12 protein-coding genes are annotated in these 15748 nt (G+C 73.7%); 5 read left to right on the forward strand and 7 right to left on the reverse strand.

What is annotated here, in order from left to right; genetic code table 11:
• Window positions 1–10: 10 nt before the first annotated feature.
• The 4 genes from AB0N29_RS01090 to AB0N29_RS01105 all read left to right on the forward strand — a co-directional run bounded on the left by AB0N29_RS01090 (window position 11) and on the right by AB0N29_RS01105 (window position 5122).
• Window positions 11–1207: an acyl-CoA dehydrogenase family protein gene (locus tag AB0N29_RS01090; RefSeq protein ID WP_364863395.1), complete on the forward strand. Its 1197-nt coding sequence runs from the start codon at window positions 11–13 to the stop codon at window positions 1205–1207.
• Window positions 1204–2253, forward strand: a complete 1050-nt coding sequence (locus AB0N29_RS01095) for a phosphotransferase family protein (protein WP_364863397.1) — start codon at window positions 1204–1206, stop codon at window positions 2251–2253. Before AB0N29_RS01090 ends, AB0N29_RS01095 begins: the two co-directional genes overlap by 4 nt.
• Before the next feature lie 81 nt (window positions 2254–2334).
• Window positions 2335–3849: a serine/threonine-protein kinase gene (locus AB0N29_RS01100; RefSeq protein WP_364863399.1), complete on the forward strand. Its 1515-nt coding sequence runs from the start codon at window positions 2335–2337 to the stop codon at window positions 3847–3849.
• 52 nt (window positions 3850–3901) lie between these two features.
• The gene (locus AB0N29_RS01105) at window positions 3902–5122 is read left to right on the forward strand and encodes an ATP-binding protein (protein WP_364863401.1); all 1221 of its coding nucleotides are present in this window, start codon (window positions 3902–3904) and stop codon (window positions 5120–5122) included.
• 36 nt (window positions 5123–5158) lie between these two features.
• On the opposite strand, the gene AB0N29_RS01110 is transcribed toward AB0N29_RS01105, so the two are convergent.
• From AB0N29_RS01110 to add, 3 genes are all read right to left on the reverse strand, one after another.
• Window positions 5159–7663: a response regulator gene (locus AB0N29_RS01110; RefSeq protein ID WP_364863403.1), complete on the reverse strand. Its 2505-nt coding sequence runs from the start codon at window positions 7661–7663 to the stop codon at window positions 5159–5161.
• Between the two features lie 74 nt (window positions 7664–7737).
• Window positions 7738–8784, reverse strand: a complete 1047-nt coding sequence (locus AB0N29_RS01115; protein WP_364863405.1) for a 2-oxoglutarate and iron-dependent oxygenase domain-containing protein — start codon at window positions 8782–8784, stop codon at window positions 7738–7740.
• Window positions 8781–9869: an adenosine deaminase gene (gene add, locus AB0N29_RS01120; RefSeq protein ID WP_364863407.1), complete on the reverse strand. Its 1089-nt coding sequence runs from the start codon at window positions 9867–9869 to the stop codon at window positions 8781–8783. Before add ends, AB0N29_RS01115 begins: the two co-directional genes overlap by 4 nt.
• A 571-nt stretch (window positions 9870–10440) precedes the next feature.
• On the opposite strand from add, the gene AB0N29_RS01125 reads away from it, so the two are divergent.
• Entirely contained in the window at window positions 10441–11604 is a 1164-nt protein-coding gene (locus AB0N29_RS01125; RefSeq protein ID WP_364863409.1) for a DUF222 domain-containing protein, read from the forward strand.
• A gap of 528 nt (window positions 11605–12132) precedes the next feature.
• On the opposite strand, the gene AB0N29_RS01130 is transcribed toward AB0N29_RS01125, so the two are convergent.
• Genes AB0N29_RS01130 through AB0N29_RS01145 form a run of 4 tightly spaced genes read right to left on the reverse strand, consistent with a single transcriptional unit; the run spans window position 12133 to window position 15706 of the window.
• Window positions 12133–12975 carry an ABC transporter permease subunit gene (locus AB0N29_RS01130; RefSeq protein WP_364863411.1) on the reverse strand — a complete coding sequence of 281 codons (843 nt, stop codon included), beginning with the start codon at window positions 12973–12975 and terminating at the stop codon, window positions 12133–12135.
• A complete protein-coding gene (locus tag AB0N29_RS01135) occupies window positions 12972–13757 on the reverse strand; it encodes an ABC transporter permease subunit (RefSeq protein WP_364863413.1) in 786 nt (261 codons plus the stop codon). Before AB0N29_RS01135 ends, AB0N29_RS01130 begins: the two co-directional genes overlap by 4 nt.
• Window positions 13757–14575: an ABC transporter ATP-binding protein gene (locus AB0N29_RS01140; RefSeq protein ID WP_364863415.1), complete on the reverse strand. Its 819-nt coding sequence runs from the start codon at window positions 14573–14575 to the stop codon at window positions 13757–13759. The genes AB0N29_RS01135 and AB0N29_RS01140 overlap by 1 nt, the downstream gene beginning before the upstream one ends.
• Window positions 14576–14632: 57 nt before the next feature.
• Window positions 14633–15706: an ABC transporter substrate-binding protein gene (locus tag AB0N29_RS01145; RefSeq protein WP_364863417.1), complete on the reverse strand. Its 1074-nt coding sequence runs from the start codon at window positions 15704–15706 to the stop codon at window positions 14633–14635.
• Window positions 15707–15748: the final 42 nt, after the last annotated feature.

Consider the following 15748-nt stretch of genomic DNA (forward strand, 5'->3'; position numbering starts at 1 on the left):
GGAGGCAACGATGAGTGACCAGAGGAACGACCTGGTGGCCCGGACGCGGGCGTTCGTCCGCGAGCACGTGCTGCCGGTGGACGACGAGCACGACGGCGACGTCGAGGCCGCGGGCGGCGACGGGCTGCGGGTGCGCCTGCAGGAGCTGGCACGGGCCGCGGGGGTGTTCGCGCCGCACGCGCCGGTGGACCTCGGCGGCCACGGGCTCGGGATGGTGGCCCGCTCGGCGGCTTTCGAGGAGGCCGGCTACTCCCTGTTCGGGCCGCTGGCGACCGGCATCGCCGCGCCCGACGAGGGCAACGTGCACCTGCTCGACCACGTGGCGACCGACGCCCAGCGGGCGACGTACCTGGCCCCGCTCGCGCGCGGCGAGGTGCGCTCGGCGTTCGCGATGACCGAGCCCGCCCCGGGCGCGGGGAGCGACCCCTCGGCGCTGCTGACCCGCGCGACCAAGGTGGACGGCGGGTGGGTGGTCAACGGCCGCAAGTGGTTCATCACCGGCGCCGACGGCGCGTCGTTCTTCATCACGATGGCCCGCACCAGCGGCGAGCCCGGCGGCGCCGGGTCGGCCGGCTCGGGCGGGGCGACGATGTTCCTCATGCCGGCCTCCACCGAGGGCCTCGACGTCGTCCGCCACGTCGGCACCGTGGACCGGTCGATGGTCGGCGGTCACTGCGAGGTCACCTTCACCGACGCCTTCGTCCCGGACTCGGAGGTGCTCGGCGGGGTCGACGAGGGCTTCCGGTACGCCCAGGTGCGCCTCGGGCCCGCGCGGATGACCCACGTGATGCGCTGGACCGGCGCCGCCCGCCGGGCCCACGAGGTCGCCGTGCGGCACGTGGCCGGGCGCCAGGCGTTCGGGTCGCGGCTGGCCGACCTCGGGATGATCCAGCAGATGGTCGCCGACAACGAGATCGACCTCGCGGCGACCCGTGCGCTGCTGAAGGCGGCCTGCGAGGAGCTCGACGCGGGGGAGCGGGCCTCGGCGAGCACCTCGATCGCGAAGACGTTCGCCGGCGAGGCGCTGCACCGCGTCGTCGACCGCGCGACCCAGATGTGCGGCGGGCTGGGCGTGTCCACCGAGCTGCCGGTGGCGCGGATCGCCCGCGAGATCCGGCCTTTCCGGATCTACGACGGCCCCTCGGAGGTGCACCGCTGGTCGATCGCCAAGCGCGCGGTGCGCCGGATCGAGAAGGAAGGGTCGTGAGCGGGGAGCCGGCCGCCTCCTCGCCGGAGCTGTCGCCGGACGAGCTCGCCGCGGTCGGCGAGCGGATGCTGGCGGCCGGCGCGCAGCTCGAGGGGCCGCTGACCGCGCGCCTGATCGCCGGCGGCCGGTCGAACCTGACGTACCGCCTCGACGACGGAGCCTCCGCGTGGGTGCTGCGGATGCCGCCGCGGTCCGGGCGCACCCCCTCGGCGCACGACGTCGCCCGGGAGTTCCGGGTGACCAGTGCGCTCGCCTCGGCCGGCGTGCCCGTCGCGCCGCCGGTGGTGCTGTGCGAGGACGAGGCCGCCATCGGGCTGCCGTTCGCGGTCGCGGCGTTCGTGCCGGGACGGACGGTGCAGTCGCGCACCGACCTCGACGACCTCGACGACGTCGCGCTGGAGGCGACCGTCGCGCGTCTCGTGGAGACCCTCGCCGGGCTGCACGCGGTCGACCACGTCGCGGCCGGGCTGGAGGGCTTCGGCCGCCCCGACGGGTACGCCGCACGGCAGGTGCGCCGTTGGAGCGGCCAGTGGGACATCGTCGGCGACCCCGCCCTGTCGCCGCTGGCGACCGAGCTGGGCGGCCGGCTCGCGGCGGCCGGGTTCGAGCAGCGCTCGACCGGCGTCGTCCACGGCGACTACCGCATCGACAACACGCTGCTCTCCCTGCGGTCGCCCGAGGACGGCGGGCCGCAGGTCGAGGCGGTGGTGGACTGGGAGCTCTCGACGATCGGCGACCCGGTGGCCGACGTCGCGATGATGTGCGTCTACCGCCACGCCGCGCTCGACCTGGTGCTCGGCTTCCCGACCGCGTGGACCAGCGAGCGGCTCCCGGCCCCCGACGCCCTCGCCGCGGCGTACGAGGCGGCGGGCGGGGTCCCGCTGGTCGACTGGGACCGCCACCTCGCCCTGGGCTACTTCAAGCTGGCGGTCATCGCCGCCGGGATCGACCACCGCTACCGCGCCGGGGCCACCCACGGCGAGGGCTTCGACAGTGCCGCCCGGGCCGTCGAGCCGCTGCTGGAGGCCGGTCTCCAACGGGTGTGACGTGGTCCCGAGGTGGTCCTGGTGCTTGGCGGGGGGCCTGCACGGGTAGGGGGTACGGGACCGCGAGGTGAAGGAGGACCCATGCCGCCCGAGACCATCGCCGGCCGGTACGACGTCGTGCGCGAGGTCGGCCGTGGCGGCATGGGTGCCGTCTGGCTGTGCCGCGACCGCACCCTGGGCCGCGAGGTCGCGGTCAAGCAGGTCGGCGGCCTGCCCGGCGAGTCGACGCCCCACCTGGCGCGTGCGCTGCGCGAGGCCCGCTCGTCGGCCGCGCTCAACCACCCCAACGTCGTGTCGATCTTCGACGCGATCGAGGACGGCGGCCACGTGTGGCTGGTCATGGAGTACCTCCCGTCCCGGACCCTCTCCGAGCTGCTCAAGGACGGCCCGCTCGACGTGCGCCGGGCGGCGCACCTGGGCGCGCAGGTCGCCGACGGCCTCGCCGCGGCGCACGCCCGGGGCGTGGTGCACCGCGACGTGAAGCCGGGCAACATCCTGGTCACCGACGACGACGTCGCGAAGATCTCCGACTTCGGCATCGCCCGCACCCTCGGCGAGGAGCAGCTGACCCAGACCGGGATGGTGGCGGGCACCCCGCTGTACTTCTCCCCGGCGCTCGCGCGCGGTGGCCAGCCGACGCCCGCGGACGACGTCTGGGCGCTCGGCGCCAGCCTGTACGCCGCCGTCGAGGGCCAGCCCCCGTGGCCGGCGCAGGAGAACTCGATCGCGATGCTCATGCACATCGTCGGCCACGAGCCGCCGGTGCCGCAGCACGCGGGGGCGCTCACCGGCCCGATCCGGCGGATGATGAACACCGACGCCGAGGCGCGGCCCAGCATGGCCGAGACCGCCGCCGCGCTGCGTGCGATCGCCGCCGGCAGCACGACCGCGCTCGCCGACGATGCGCCCACCGAGGCGCTCGCCGCCACGGCCGTCGCCCCGGCGGTGGTCGACCCCGACCCGACGCCGGACCCCACGCCTGCTCCCACCCCGGTCGCCCCGGTCGCGTCCGCGGCGACCGCCGCGGAGCCGGACCGTCGCCGCCGGCCCGTGGCGCTGCTGGCCGCGGCCGCGGTGCTCGTGCTCGCGCTGGGCGCGGCGCTGCTGGTCGGTCTCCTCGGCGGCGACGAGGAGGACGATCCCGGCACCGCCGGCGACCGGCCGAGCGGCCAGGCCTCGCGGACGCCGGACCGGGAGTCCGCGACGCCGAGCCCCACGCCGAGCCCGACGCCGACCCCGACGGAGGGGACCACGCCCTCGGAGGAGGAGTCGGCCGAGGAGCCCGAGGACACCGGAGGCCCCGGCACGTCGCCGGTCAGCAGCGGCAACGAGCAGCAGGTCGTCGAGGACTACTACTCGCTCCTGCCCGGTGACTACGAGACCGCCTGGGACGTGCTGTCGCCGCAGTACCAGCGCGAGCTCGGCTACGACTCCTACTCCGGCTTCTGGTCGACCATCGGCTCGGTCACCGTGGACGGGGTGGAGCCGCAGGGCGAGGGGACCGTGCTGGTGGACCTGACCTACGACGGGGGCGAGAGCGAGACCCGCCAGATCACCGTCCGCGGCGGGCGGATCGTCGCGGACGCGGTCGTCTGACCCCGCGGGGCCGCCGTCCGCCGTACCCTCAGGTGTGCGTCGATCACGGAGGGTGACGGACGGCGGTCGCGCGCTGCCGGCGTACTTCACCTCGCGCGCTCGACGTGCGCGCGCGGTCACCCGCCGGCTGCGGGAGACCGAGCGGCGGGCGGCCGAGACCAGCGAGCGCTACCGGTCGCTGTTCGAGTACCACCCCAGTGCGGTGTTCTCCCTCGACCTCGAGGGCCGCTTCGTGGAGGCCAACCCGGCGGCCGAGCGGGTCAGCGGGTACGGCGCGGACGAGCTGATCGGCATGGAGTTCGCCCGGATCCTGCTGCCGGAGGAGGTCGAGACGGTCGCCACGGCGTTCCTCGCGATCCTCGCCCGGGAGACCCGGCAGCTCGAGACGGCGGTCGTGCGTCCCGACGGCTCGACGGCCGAGGTGAGCGTCACCGGCCTGCCGATCGTGGTCGACGGGGAGGTGGTCGGGGTCTACGGCATCGCCGAGGACATCACCGCCCGCAACCGGATGCAGCGCGAGCTCGCCCGCACCCGGCGCAGCGCGGAGCAGGCCAACGAGGCGAAGTCGATGTTCCTCGCCAACGTGAGCCACGAGATCCGCACGCCGCTGACCGCCGTCATGGCGACCACCGAGCTGCTCGTCGACAGCGGCCTCGACCCCGACCAGGAGCGCCTCGCCGAGGTCGTGCAGCGCTCCAGCCGGCGGCTGCTGCGACTGGTCGACGACATCCTCGACTTCAGCGCGATCGAGTCGGGACGGGCCTCGGTGCACGACGTCGCCCTCGACCTGCCGGCGCTGGCCGCGGACGTGGTCGAGCTGGCCCGGCCGCAGGCGGAGGACAAGGGCCTGACGCTGACGCTCCTGGTGGACCCCGCCGTCCCGCGGGAGCTCACCGGCGACCCCGAGCGGCTCGCGCAGGTGCTCACCAACCTGCTGGACAACGCGGTGAAGTTCACCGGCGCCGGCGACGTCCGTGTCCGGATGGAGGTGGCCGAGGAGCGCCCGGCGAGCGTCAAGGTCCTGGTGCGGGTCGAGGACACCGGGATCGGCATCACCCACGAGCAGCAGGCCCGGCTGTTCCAGTCCTTCAGCCAGGGTGACTCCTCGATCACCCGCAGGTACGGCGGCACCGGGCTCGGCCTGGCGATCTGCAAGCAGCTGGTGACGTTGATGGGCGGCTCGATCTGGGTCTCCAGCGCGCCGGGCCGGGGGAGCACGTTCGCCTTCGCGCTGCCCCTCGGGCGCCCGGTGCTCGCCGACGACCACCTCTAGCGGTGGGGGGCGCTCGGCGCGGGGTCGGTCCCGGGGTCAGGTGCTGGCGTGGACCCAGCGGCGGAGCACGGCGTGCAGCTCGTCGGGGTGCACCGGCTTGGGGACGAAGTCGTCCATGCCGGCCGCGAGGCAGCGGTCCCGGTCCTCGCCCGAGACCCCCGCGGTCATCGCGATGACGGGCGTCCGGCGGACGTCGCCCTCGCGGCGCCGCAGCTCGGTCGTCGCGTCGTACCCGTCGAGCACCGGCATCTGGCAGTCCATCAGGACCGCGTCGTACCCCCGGGCGGCGAGCATGGTGAGCGCCTCGGCGCCGTCGCCGGCGACGTCGGCGGTGTAGCCGCGGGAGGCGAGGATGCCCACCGCGACGAGCTGGTTGATCTCGCTGTCCTCGACCACCAGCAGGTGGCCGCTGCCGGTCCGCGGGCGGTCCGGGGCAGGCGCGGCCGGGGCGGGGGCGGCGAGGGCCTCGGTGGCGACCTCGCGCAGCCGTGCCATGTGCAGGGGCTTGGCGAGGACCGGGCCGATCCCGGCGGCCCGGGCGTCGTCGAGGTCGACGGCGGGCTCGGAGGTGAGCAGCACCATCGGCGGGGCGTCCCCGCGGGCGGAGATGCGCCGGGCCAGCTCGAGGCCGTCCACCTCCGGCATGCACAGGTCCAGCAGGACGAGCGCGGGCTGCAGGCCGCCGGTCAGCAGGTCGAGCGCGGCGTCGGCGTCGGCGGCGAGGGTGACCTCCACGCCCCAGGCGCCGAGCTGGCCCTCCAGGACGAGCCGGTTGGTGGCGTTGTCGTCGACCACGAGGACGCGGCGACCCGTCAGCAGGTCGCCGCGGGCCGGGGCCGCCGGTGCGGGGGTGTCCGTCGCGAGCCGCATCGGCACCCGGAACCAGAACGTGCTGCCGGCCCCGGGCTCGCTGGTGACGCCCAGGGTGCCGCCCATCGCCCCCACGAGCTGGCGGCAGATGGCCAGGCCGAGCCCGGTGCCGCCGTACTCCCGGGTCGTGGAGGAGTCGGCCTGGGAGAACGGCTCGAAGACCTGGTCGCGCTGCTCGTCGGTGAGCCCGATCCCGGTGTCGCGCACCTCGAACCGCACCAGCACGCCGTCGTCGGTGTCCCCGTCGAGGTGCGCGGAGACGACCACCTCTCCCTCGTGGGTGAACTTCACGGCGTTCGAGGCGAGGTTGAGCAGCACCTGGCGCAGGCGGGCGGGGTCGCCCCGCAGCGCGGTGGGCAGGTCCGGGGCGCAGTAGGCGAGCAGCTCTAGCCCGCGCTCGCGGGCCTGGCCGGCGACCAGCTCGGCGGCGCCCTCGACGACCGCGACGAGGTCCAGGTCGACGGTCTCGAGCTCGAGCTTGCCGGCCTCGACCTTCGAGAAGTCCAGGATGTCGTCGATGATCGTCCGCAGCGCCTCGCCGGCCCCGCGCGCCCCCTCGGCGTACTGCCGCTGCCGGTCGGTCAGCGGGGTGTCGAGGAGCAGGCCGGTCAGCCCGATGACGCCGTTGAGGGGCGTCCGGATCTCGTGGCTCATCGTGGCGAGGAACGCCGACTTGGCCTCCGACGCGGCGCGGGCCGCGACGAGCGCCTCGGCCTCCCACCGCAGCTGGCGGGCCGTCCGGACGACGGCGACGGCCGCCAGGACCGCCGCGGCGGCCGCGACGACGAGGACGTCGGAGTCGCGGCCGAGCAGGTCGTCGACGACGAGGACACCGATGGGCGCCAGCAGCGGCACGATCGCGACCGCCATCCGGGTGCGCGCGTGGTCGCCGGCCGAGGCCTCGTCCCGGGTGGAGCCGCGGCGGGAGGGGCGCGGGCACGCCGACCGGGCGAGGAGCACCGCGCCGACCAGCCAGCCGAGGTCGAGCCAGGCCTCGGTCGCGCCGGAGAGCGGGAAGAGGAGGTAGCCGAGGTCGGAGAGGAGCCAGCAGCTGACGCCGACGGCGAACTCCAGCCCGATCCGGTCCCGCGTCGTCCGCGTGGCGAGCGCGCGGATCACCAGGCCCAGCAGGACCGCGTCGCAGACGGGGTACGCCGCGAGCACCAGCCGTTCGCCGGCGTCGAGGGACTGGTCGTGGGCGATCGCCGCGATCGAGGTGTTCCACAGCAGCATCACGCAGACGGTGACGACCGTGAGCGTGTCGAGCAGGACCTCGGCGTCGCGCCGTCCCCGCGACCGCACCCGCCAGAGCACCACCAGCATGGCGGCACCCAGCCCGAGGTAGCTGGCGAAGTAGGGCACGTCGGCCCAGGACACGTCCGGCTCCGGGCCGGTCCAGGCGTAGAGGTACCAGACCAGGTCGGCGACGGCGTTCGCGGTCAGTCCCGCCCCGACGAGCCCCGGCACGAGCCGCCTGCCCGGCGCCGAGGCGCGGACGCCGAGACCCGCGACGAGGGCGGCGCCGAAGACCACCACGACGTACGTCGCGTCGTAGGCGACCGTCGAGCCGCCGGCGAGGTTCAGCACCAGGCCCGCCAGCGCGAGGAGCAGGAGGCCGGCGGGGAGCGCGGACCTCACCAGGTCCTGGGAGGTCCACCGCGCACCGCTCACGCGGCCATTGTCAGGGCTGGGTCGAGCCGGCGTGGCCGTTTGCGCCCGAGCGTCGGGGTGATTTGGGGCTCGGCTCAGGCCCCCCGGTGCGCGGCGGCGAGGACGCGCGCGGCCTCGCGCTCGGCGTCGGCGTTGGCGACGCCGGCCCGGGAGCCGGCGAGCTTGGCGCGGATGTGCTCCCCGACGGTGATCGGGGCGTACGCCGAGCCGTCGCCGACGCAGGTGGGCAGCGTCTCGATGACCGCGTCGATGTTGCCGTCGTGGAAGAACGCCGCGCTGCGGCGCCGCTCGACGCGACCGTCGACGATGGGCGGCTTGACCCGGTGGAGGGTCGACATCCAGCGCTCGTTGGTCCAGCGCGCCATCAGGTCGCCGAGGTTGATGAGCAGGGCGCCGTCGGCCGGCTGCACGTCGTGCCAGCCGCCGTCGCGCCCCAGCACCTGCAGGCCCGCCACCTGGTCGGCCCACAGCACGGTGACGATGCCGTAGTCGGTGTGCTCGCCCATGCCGGTCAGGTCGCCGTCGAGCTGGAGCTCGCCGGGCTCGAGCGCGTAGTTGTTCATCCGCAGCACGTCGAGGCTGTGGTCGGTGTAGCGCTCGAAGAACCCCTCGGGCAGGTCGAGCGCGTCCGCGAACAGCGTCGTGAGCGTGCGGGCGACCCGGCCGGCCTCGTCGAAGTACGCCGACACGGCGGTGCGGAAGTGCTGCGCCTCCGCCGGCCAGGTGTTCTCGGGGTAGTCCGCCTCGGGCAGGTCGAGCCCGGGGTGGTCGGAGACCGCGGCGCCGACGTTGAAGGCCTCGAAGAAGTCGTGCATCCGGTTCGAGGGCGCCAGCCCCAGGCTCAGGCTGAGGGACTCGGTCTTCGGCGGTGCGTAGCCGCGGTTGACCTCTGGCGGGGTGCGGTACTGCTTCTTGACCTCCAGCGGGAGGAAGAAGAACTCGTCGAGGGCCTCGGCGAACGCGTCGGTGACCGACGTCGGCACCCCGTGCCCGACGACCTGGACGAACCCGACGGTGCGGGCCGCCTCGTCGAAGGCGGCCGCGGCCGCCGCGCGCTCCGCGGCGGTGCCGTGACCGACGTACGCGCTGATGTCGACGGTGGGGACGTGGAAGTCGGTCACGAGGGTGCCTCCGAGGTGGTCGGTGCGTCGGGGGTGGCGGCCACCCGCTCCTCCACGATGGAGAGGAGGGCGGCCTTGTCGGTGTCGTCGAGCCAGCAGGCCTCGACGGCGTTGCGGGTGAAGGTCGCGAGCTGGTCGCGGCGGTGGCCCAGCGCGTGGGCGAGCACCCGGTAGTCGTGCGTGGGGTCGGTGCCGAACATCGGCGGGTCGTCGGAGTCGATCGTCACCAGCAGGCCGGCGTCGACCATCTCGGCGATCCTCCGGTGCGTGCCGTCACCGCTGCCGGAGTAGCGGCCGATGTCGCTGCTGACCGGGGTGCACGTGAACGGCACCCGCTCCTCGACGCAGCGGCGCGTGATCGCCGGGTCGTCGACGACGTGGTAGCCGTGGTCGATGCGGCTGCAGCCCAGCTCGTCGAGCAGCACCTCGACGTGGTGCGGCGGGCCGGACTCCGAGTGCGCCGTACGCCGGAGGCCGTGGCGCTCGGCGAGCCGGTAGGCCTCGACGAACCGGCCCGGGGGACCGTTGACCTCGGCGTAGTCCAGCCCGATCCCGAGCACCTCGTCGACCCGGTGGGCGACGACCTGCTCGACCAGCTCCACCGCCGCGCCGCCGCTGCGCTCGCGGCAGATGCCGACGACGAGGTTCGCACGGATCCCCGTGTCCGTCGCGGCGTCGCGGGCGCCGGCGAGGACGCCGTCGAGGATCGTCGGGTACGGCACGCCGGGGTGGCCCGGCGGGCTGAGGTGGATCTCGCGGTACAGCACGCCGTGGGCGGCCCCACCGGCCGTCAGCGACTCGTAGGTCACCCGGTGGAAGTCGTCCGCGTCGCGGATCAGCGACCCCACCACGTCGAGCACCCGCAGGAACTCCCCGAGGTCCTCGTAGCTGTGGTGGTCGTAGAGCTCCTCGGCCGACCGTTCCAAGGGCACGCCGTGCTTGCGCGCCAGGTCCGCCACCGTCTCCGGCGCGACGCTGCCGATCAGGTGGCAGTGCAGGCTGACCTTCGGCAGCGCCGCCACCATCGCGTCGATCGCCGGGTCCGCCGGCACGGGCGTCGAGTGGACGCTGGTCGCGAGGCTCACGGCGTTGACCGTAGGGCGCCGGTGTTACGCGGTTGTCACGCCTGGACGACAGCCAGGCCCTCCGCCGGTCGAGCAGCCGAGCGCCAGCGAGGCGTCGTCGAGACCCGGCGAGGTGCGAGCCTGGGCGGCTGCTGCTGGTCGAGCAGCCGAGCGCCAGCGAGGCGTCGTCGAGACCCGGTGAGATGCGCAGGGCCTCGCGTGCGCGCCTCCGGCTGCCGGGCCAGAGGTGGTTGGGGTGGGGGCAGCGACGGGAGGGGGTACGGCGGGTGGTCGCGGCTGTCTCCCGGCTGCCAGGTCGCCCTGCTGGTCGAGCAGCCGAGCGCCAGCGAGGCGTCGTCGAGACCCGGTGAGGTGCGCAGGGCCTCGGCTACCTCGTCGGCCGGCGAAAAGTCCCCGAACTCCTGGTCCACGATGTGGTCTGACCTGGGGAAACAGCACCGGGACTGTCGGTGGTCGGTGCTTGAGTGGACCCATGGCCAAAGACTCCCGACACAGCGCACACGTGGTGTCACGCGCCGTCGCGAAGTCCCACACCCGCCTCGACCGAGCACACGAGTCGCACCTGTGGTCGATGTCGGATGACGACGTCACCGCCACACTCCTCGAGGCTGCTCGCCTCCGCGCCCGCGTCGAGGCGCTCGAGCTCCGCCTCGCCGCGGAAGCCGACCGTCGTCACGCCGGCGAACGGGTCGGCGCAACCGACACCGCGTCCTGGTGGGCCGTCGAGACCCGCCAGTCGAGGCCCTGTGCGAAGCACCGGATGCGGCTGGCCGAGTCCCTCGACCGCCACAGCCCGACGGTCAGCGCTCTCGCCGACGGTGATGTGTCGGTCGACCACGCTCGCGTGATCACCGAGTGCCTCGACAAGCTCCCCGCCGACCTGGACGACCCGACCATCCCGCTCCGTGCGGAGCAGCACCTGCTGGCCGAGGCGCGGCACCGTGACCCCAAGGCGTTGCGGGTCCTGGCCAAGCACGTCCTCACCGTCGTCGCACCCGAGATCGGCGAGGCACACGACGCCCGCGCCCTGGAGGCCGAGGAGCGCCTGGCCCGGGAGACCGCGTGGCTGACCATGAGCCCCGACGGGCGCGGGTCGGTGGTCGGGAAGTTCAAGATCCCCGAACTGCACGGCGCGATGCTGAAGAAGACGCTCCTCGCCTTCGCCGCGCCGAAGCATCAGGCAGCCACCCAGGAAGCAGGCGCGCCCGAGCCGGGCGAGCGGCGCCCGTCGCCGGAGCGGATGGGTGACGCGTTCTGCGAGCTCCTCGAACGCCTCCCCACCACCTCGGTCCCGAAGCTCGGCGGGCTCAACGCCACCGTGGTGGTCACGATGGACATCGCCTCGCTCATGGGTGGTCTCGCACCCGGTGTCCTCGAAGACGGCGCCACCATCTCCGCAGCCACCGCACGGAGACTGGCTTGTGAGGCGGGCTTGGTCCCCGCCGTCCTCGGCAGCACGTCAGAGCTGCTCGACCTCGGCCGCACCACCCGCCTCTTCACCGGCGCCCAACGCAGAGGCTTGAACCTCACCCAGCCGACCTGCACCGCAGACGGCTGCGACTGGCCCGCCCACCTCTGCCACGCCCACCACGACCAACCCTGGTCCGCAGGCGGCGCGACCGACCTGACCAACGCCCGCAACCTCTGCCCCAGGCACCACGCCCGGATCCACGACCCGACCTACGAGACCACCCACCTGCCCGGCGGGAAGGTCGCCTTCCACCGCAGGACCTAGGCCGACCCGAGCGGCTCCCTCCTCCACCGCAACCACAGCGGTCGACCCCCGCCGACCGTGAGCCGTCAAGCAGCCGCGCCCAGGACCTCGACCACAGCGGCGCGCAACCACGCGACTCGAGAAAGAAGCCTCGAGCCGAGCCGACCCGGCGGCCCGACGACCACCCCCAGGCCCTGCGCACCTCACCGGGTCTCGACGACGCTCGCCAGGGCTCGCTGCTCGACCAGCGGCCGCAGCCCGGCGACCACCCCGACGCCCTGCGCACCTCACGGGGTCTCGACGACGCTCGCTAGCGCTCGCTGCTCGACCATCAGGAAGCCGGCCCGACGACCACCCCCAGGCCCTGCGCACCTCACCGGGTCTCGACGACGCTCGCTAGCGCTCGCTGCTCGACCAGCGGGCGCACCCCGAGGCACTGCGCACCTCACCGGGTCTCGACGACGCTCGCTGGCGCTCGCTGCTCGACCAACAGAAGGCCGGCGCTCGCTGCTCGACCAGCAGGGGCGGGTCTCGACGACGACCAGCGACTCAGGCGGAGGTGGCGGTGCGGCCGAAGCGGCTGAGGACGGCTGCCTCGACGAGCTGGGCGAGCAGGTAGAGCAGCAGGGCGGTGACGGTGACGGTGACGACGAGTGCCCAGACACGGGCGTTCTGCGAGCGGCTCGCGGCCGAGACCAAGGCGTACCCGATGCCCTTGCCGGTGGCGAGCCACTCGGCCAGCAGCGCTCCGGTGAGGGCGCCGGGCACGGCGATGCGGACGGAGGCGAAGAGCGCCGGCAGGGCGGACGGGAAGCCGACGCGCAGCAGCACCGTGGACGGCGAGCCGCCGTAGACGAGCACGAGGTCGCGCATCTGAGGGGTGACCGAGCGCAGGCCGAGCACGATGTTCACCAGCGCCGGGAAGAGCACGACGACGGCGCTCATGATCGCGACGACGGCGTACCCGCGGCCGACCAGCAGGATCAGGATCGGTGCCAGCGCGATCAGCGGGACGGTCTGCAGGACGAGGGCGACCGGCATGACCGCGCCCTCGAGGAAGCGGTACCGCACGATGGCCGCCGCGAGCAGGATCGCGGTGAGCATGCCGGCGGCGAAGCCGATCCCGGCGTCGGTGAGGGTCTGGGCGAGCAGCGTCCAGATCTCCGAGCGGAGCTCCGCGGAGTCGTCCTCGCCGAAGAGGCTGGTCCACACCTCCGACGGCGTCTTGCCGACGTACGGCGAGACGTCCCAGATCCTCAGCGCGGCGATCCACAGGAGCACCACCACGACGAGGACGAACGCCATCGTCGCCACCTGGCGCGCCACCGACCGCAGGAAGGACCCGGCCCGCCCCGGCGTGGCGCCGAGGTCGCCGGGCAGCAGCGCGCTCACGAGGCGACCCCCTGCGACCACGGCGTGAGCAGGCGACCGACCAGTCCGATGAGGGCGTAGCACCCGCCCGCGACCAGCGCGCAGCCGATGCCGACGGCCCAGGCCTGCTCGACGTCGACGTTCTGCTGGGCGATCTTCAGGACCAGCGCGACCCCGCGCTGCACGCCGCCGACGTACTCGCCGAGGATCGCGCCGAGGAACGCCGCCGGCGCGCCGATCCGCAGCGCGGCGAGGATCGACGGCAGCGCCGCGACGAGCTGGACGGTGACGAGCTGGCGCAGCCGCCCGCCGCCGTACACCTGCACCACGTCGAGGCTGGTGCGGTCGGCGGACCGGAGGCCGAGCACGGTGCCGACGACGGTCGTGAAGAAGACCGAGAGCGCGGCGAGCGCGGTCGCGGTGCCCGAGCGCTGCCCCTCGTCGGGGTTGCCGATGACGATGAAGAGCACGGGGGCGATGGCCACCAGCGGCACGCAGTAGCTGATCACCGCCACCTGCATCAGCACCGGCTCGGCGAACGGCACCAGCAGGACGAGCGAGGCGACGACGAGGCCGGCGAGCGTGCCGTACGCGAAGCCGACCGCCGCCTCCTGCAGCGTCATCCCGAAGTGCAGCGAGTAGAAGGACCAGCCGTCGTCGACGGCGGTGGAGACGACGCCGTCCGGCGTGGGGATGCGTACGCCGGACAGCACGGTCAGCGCGGCGGCCCACCACAGCGCGACCAGGGCGAGGATCCCGAGGGCCCCTGTCGCGAGGGACCGGCCCGAGCCCGGGGTGCTCATCACTCCTCCCCGAAGAGGAGCTCGGAGGCGCGGTCGTGCAGCGCGTGGAACTCCGGCGTCCGCATCAGGTCCGGCGTGCGCGGGCGCGGCAGGTCGACGTCGATGACCTCCTTGACCCGGCCGGGCCGGGCGCTCATCACCGCGACCTTGTCGGAGAGGAAGATCGCCTCGGAGATGCCGTGGGTGACCATCAGCGTGGTCGCCGGCTTCTCGGTCCAGATCCGCAGCAGCTCGACGTTCAGCCGCTGACGGGTCATGTCGTCGAGCGCGCCGAACGGCTCGTCGAGCAGCAGCACCGACGGCTTGACGACCAGCGACCGCGCGATCGAGACCCGCTGGCGCATGCCGCCGGATAGCTGGGCCGGCTTCGCCTTCTCGAACCCCTCGAGGCCCACGAGCCGGATCAGCTCGGCGACGAGCGCCTCGTCCGGCCTCTGGCCCGAGACCTGGAAGGGCAGCCGGATGTTGGAGACGACCGAGCGCCAGGGGAGCAGCGCCGAGTCCTGGAACGCGATGCCGAGCTCGTGGTCGCGGCGCAGCTCCAGGGGTGTGCGGCCCTCGACGAGCGCGGTGCCCGAGGTCGGCTGCTCGAGCCCGGCCAGGATGCGCAGGATCGTGGACTTCCCGCAGCCGGAGGGACCGAGCAGGGACAGGAAGCTGCCCTTGTCGGTCCACAGGGTCGCGTCCTCGAGGGCGGTGACCGCGCGGCGGCCGACCCGGAAGGTCTTGGTCAGGTGGTCGATGCGCACACCGGTGCCGGTGGAGGCGGTGGCCTCCCCGGCACCGGTGTCCGTCGACGTCAGGGCGACGTCGGACATGTGGTGCCTCTCAGGTGGCTGGCCGTCGACGTGGACGGAGGGGTGGAGCAGCGCGGGTCAGGAGGGGAGCTCGGTGAGCTCGGGCTTCTCCTCGAGCAGCTCGGTGAGCAGCGAGAGGTCGAACAGCTCGTCGGCCTCGATGTCGATGCCGGCGGCCTCGAGGGTGGCGAGGTTCTGGTCGATGAGCTCGTCGGTGATGGTGAACAGGCCGTTGGCCTCGACGTCGGGCGTCACGATCAGGCCGGCCTGGACGTCGGACTGCTCGAGCTCCTTGTCCATGTCCAGACCGAGGTCCTTGCCGTACTCCTCGACGGCCATCCGGGCCCCCTCGTGGGGGTCGGCGAGCGCGTCCTGCCAGCCGCGGATCTCGGCCTCGAGGAAGGCCTTCACCTTGTCCGGCTCCTCCTCGATCATCCGCTCGGTGGTGATGACCGACTCCGCGACGAACGGCAGCCCGTTGTCGGCGAAGGGCAGGTTGGTGACCTCCATGCCCTGGGCCTGGACGGTGATCGACTCGTTGGTGACGTACGCCAGGAAGCCGTCGACCTCGCCGTCGATGAGCGGGGCGGGGTCGTACTCGACCGGCACCTTCTCCACGTCGGCCGGGTCGATCCCGTTGACCTCGAGCAGCGCGTCGAAGAGCGTCTCGTTGCCGCCGGCCTGGACGCCGATCTTCTTGCCCACGAGGTCCTCGGGGGTCGCGATGTCGCCACCGTCTTTGAGGGAGAGGATGGTGAAGGGGTTCTTCTGGAACTTGGTGCCGACGATCTTCAGCGGCGCGTCCTCCTCGGCGATGACCTGCGCGGTGGACACCGCGTTGCTCAGGCCGAAGTCGGCGTCCTCGGTCGCGACGAGGGTCTCGATGGCGCCCGGGCCGGGGTCCATGCTCACCGAGCTGAAACCGGCGTCCTCGTAGTAGCCCGCGCTGTCGGCGAAGAACTCACCGGCGAACTCGGCGTTCTTGATCCACGACAGCTGCAGGGTCGCCGCGCCGAAGTCGCCGCCGCCCGAGCTGCTGCTGCCGCCGTCGGCCGCCTCGGCGTCGCCGTCGTCGGAGCCGCAGGCGGTCAGCGAGAGGACCGCGGCGGCGAAGAGGGCCCCGGCACGAGTGGCGCGCGAGCGTGAGGTCATGGAGGTGCTCCGTCTCTGGTGGTGCGGTGGTCGCCGTCCCGG

It is taken from the genome of Nocardioides sp. NPDC092400 (genome assembly GCF_040684155.1).
Taxonomy (GTDB): Bacteria; Actinomycetota; Actinomycetes; order Propionibacteriales; family Nocardioidaceae; genus Nocardioides.

Excerpts from the sequence above, each read along its gene's own strand:
- AB0N29_RS01135 (WP_364863413.1), bottom strand. The coding sequence starts at position 13,757 with ATGAGCACCCCGGGCTCGGGCCGGTCCCTCGCGACAGGGGCCCTCGGG.
- AB0N29_RS01090 (WP_364863395.1), top strand. The coding sequence starts at position 11 with ATGAGTGACCAGAGGAACGACCTGGTGGCCCGGACGCGGGCGTTCGTC.
- AB0N29_RS01125 (WP_364863409.1), top strand. The coding sequence starts at position 10,441 with ATGTCGGATGACGACGTCACCGCCACACTCCTCGAGGCTGCTCGCCTC.
- AB0N29_RS01100 (WP_364863399.1), top strand. The coding sequence starts at position 2,335 with ATGCCGCCCGAGACCATCGCCGGCCGGTACGACGTCGTGCGCGAGGTC.
- AB0N29_RS01140 (WP_364863415.1), bottom strand. The coding sequence starts at position 14,575 with ATGTCCGACGTCGCCCTGACGTCGACGGACACCGGTGCCGGGGAGGCC.
- AB0N29_RS01145 (WP_364863417.1), bottom strand. The coding sequence starts at position 15,706 with ATGACCTCACGCTCGCGCGCCACTCGTGCCGGGGCCCTCTTCGCCGCC.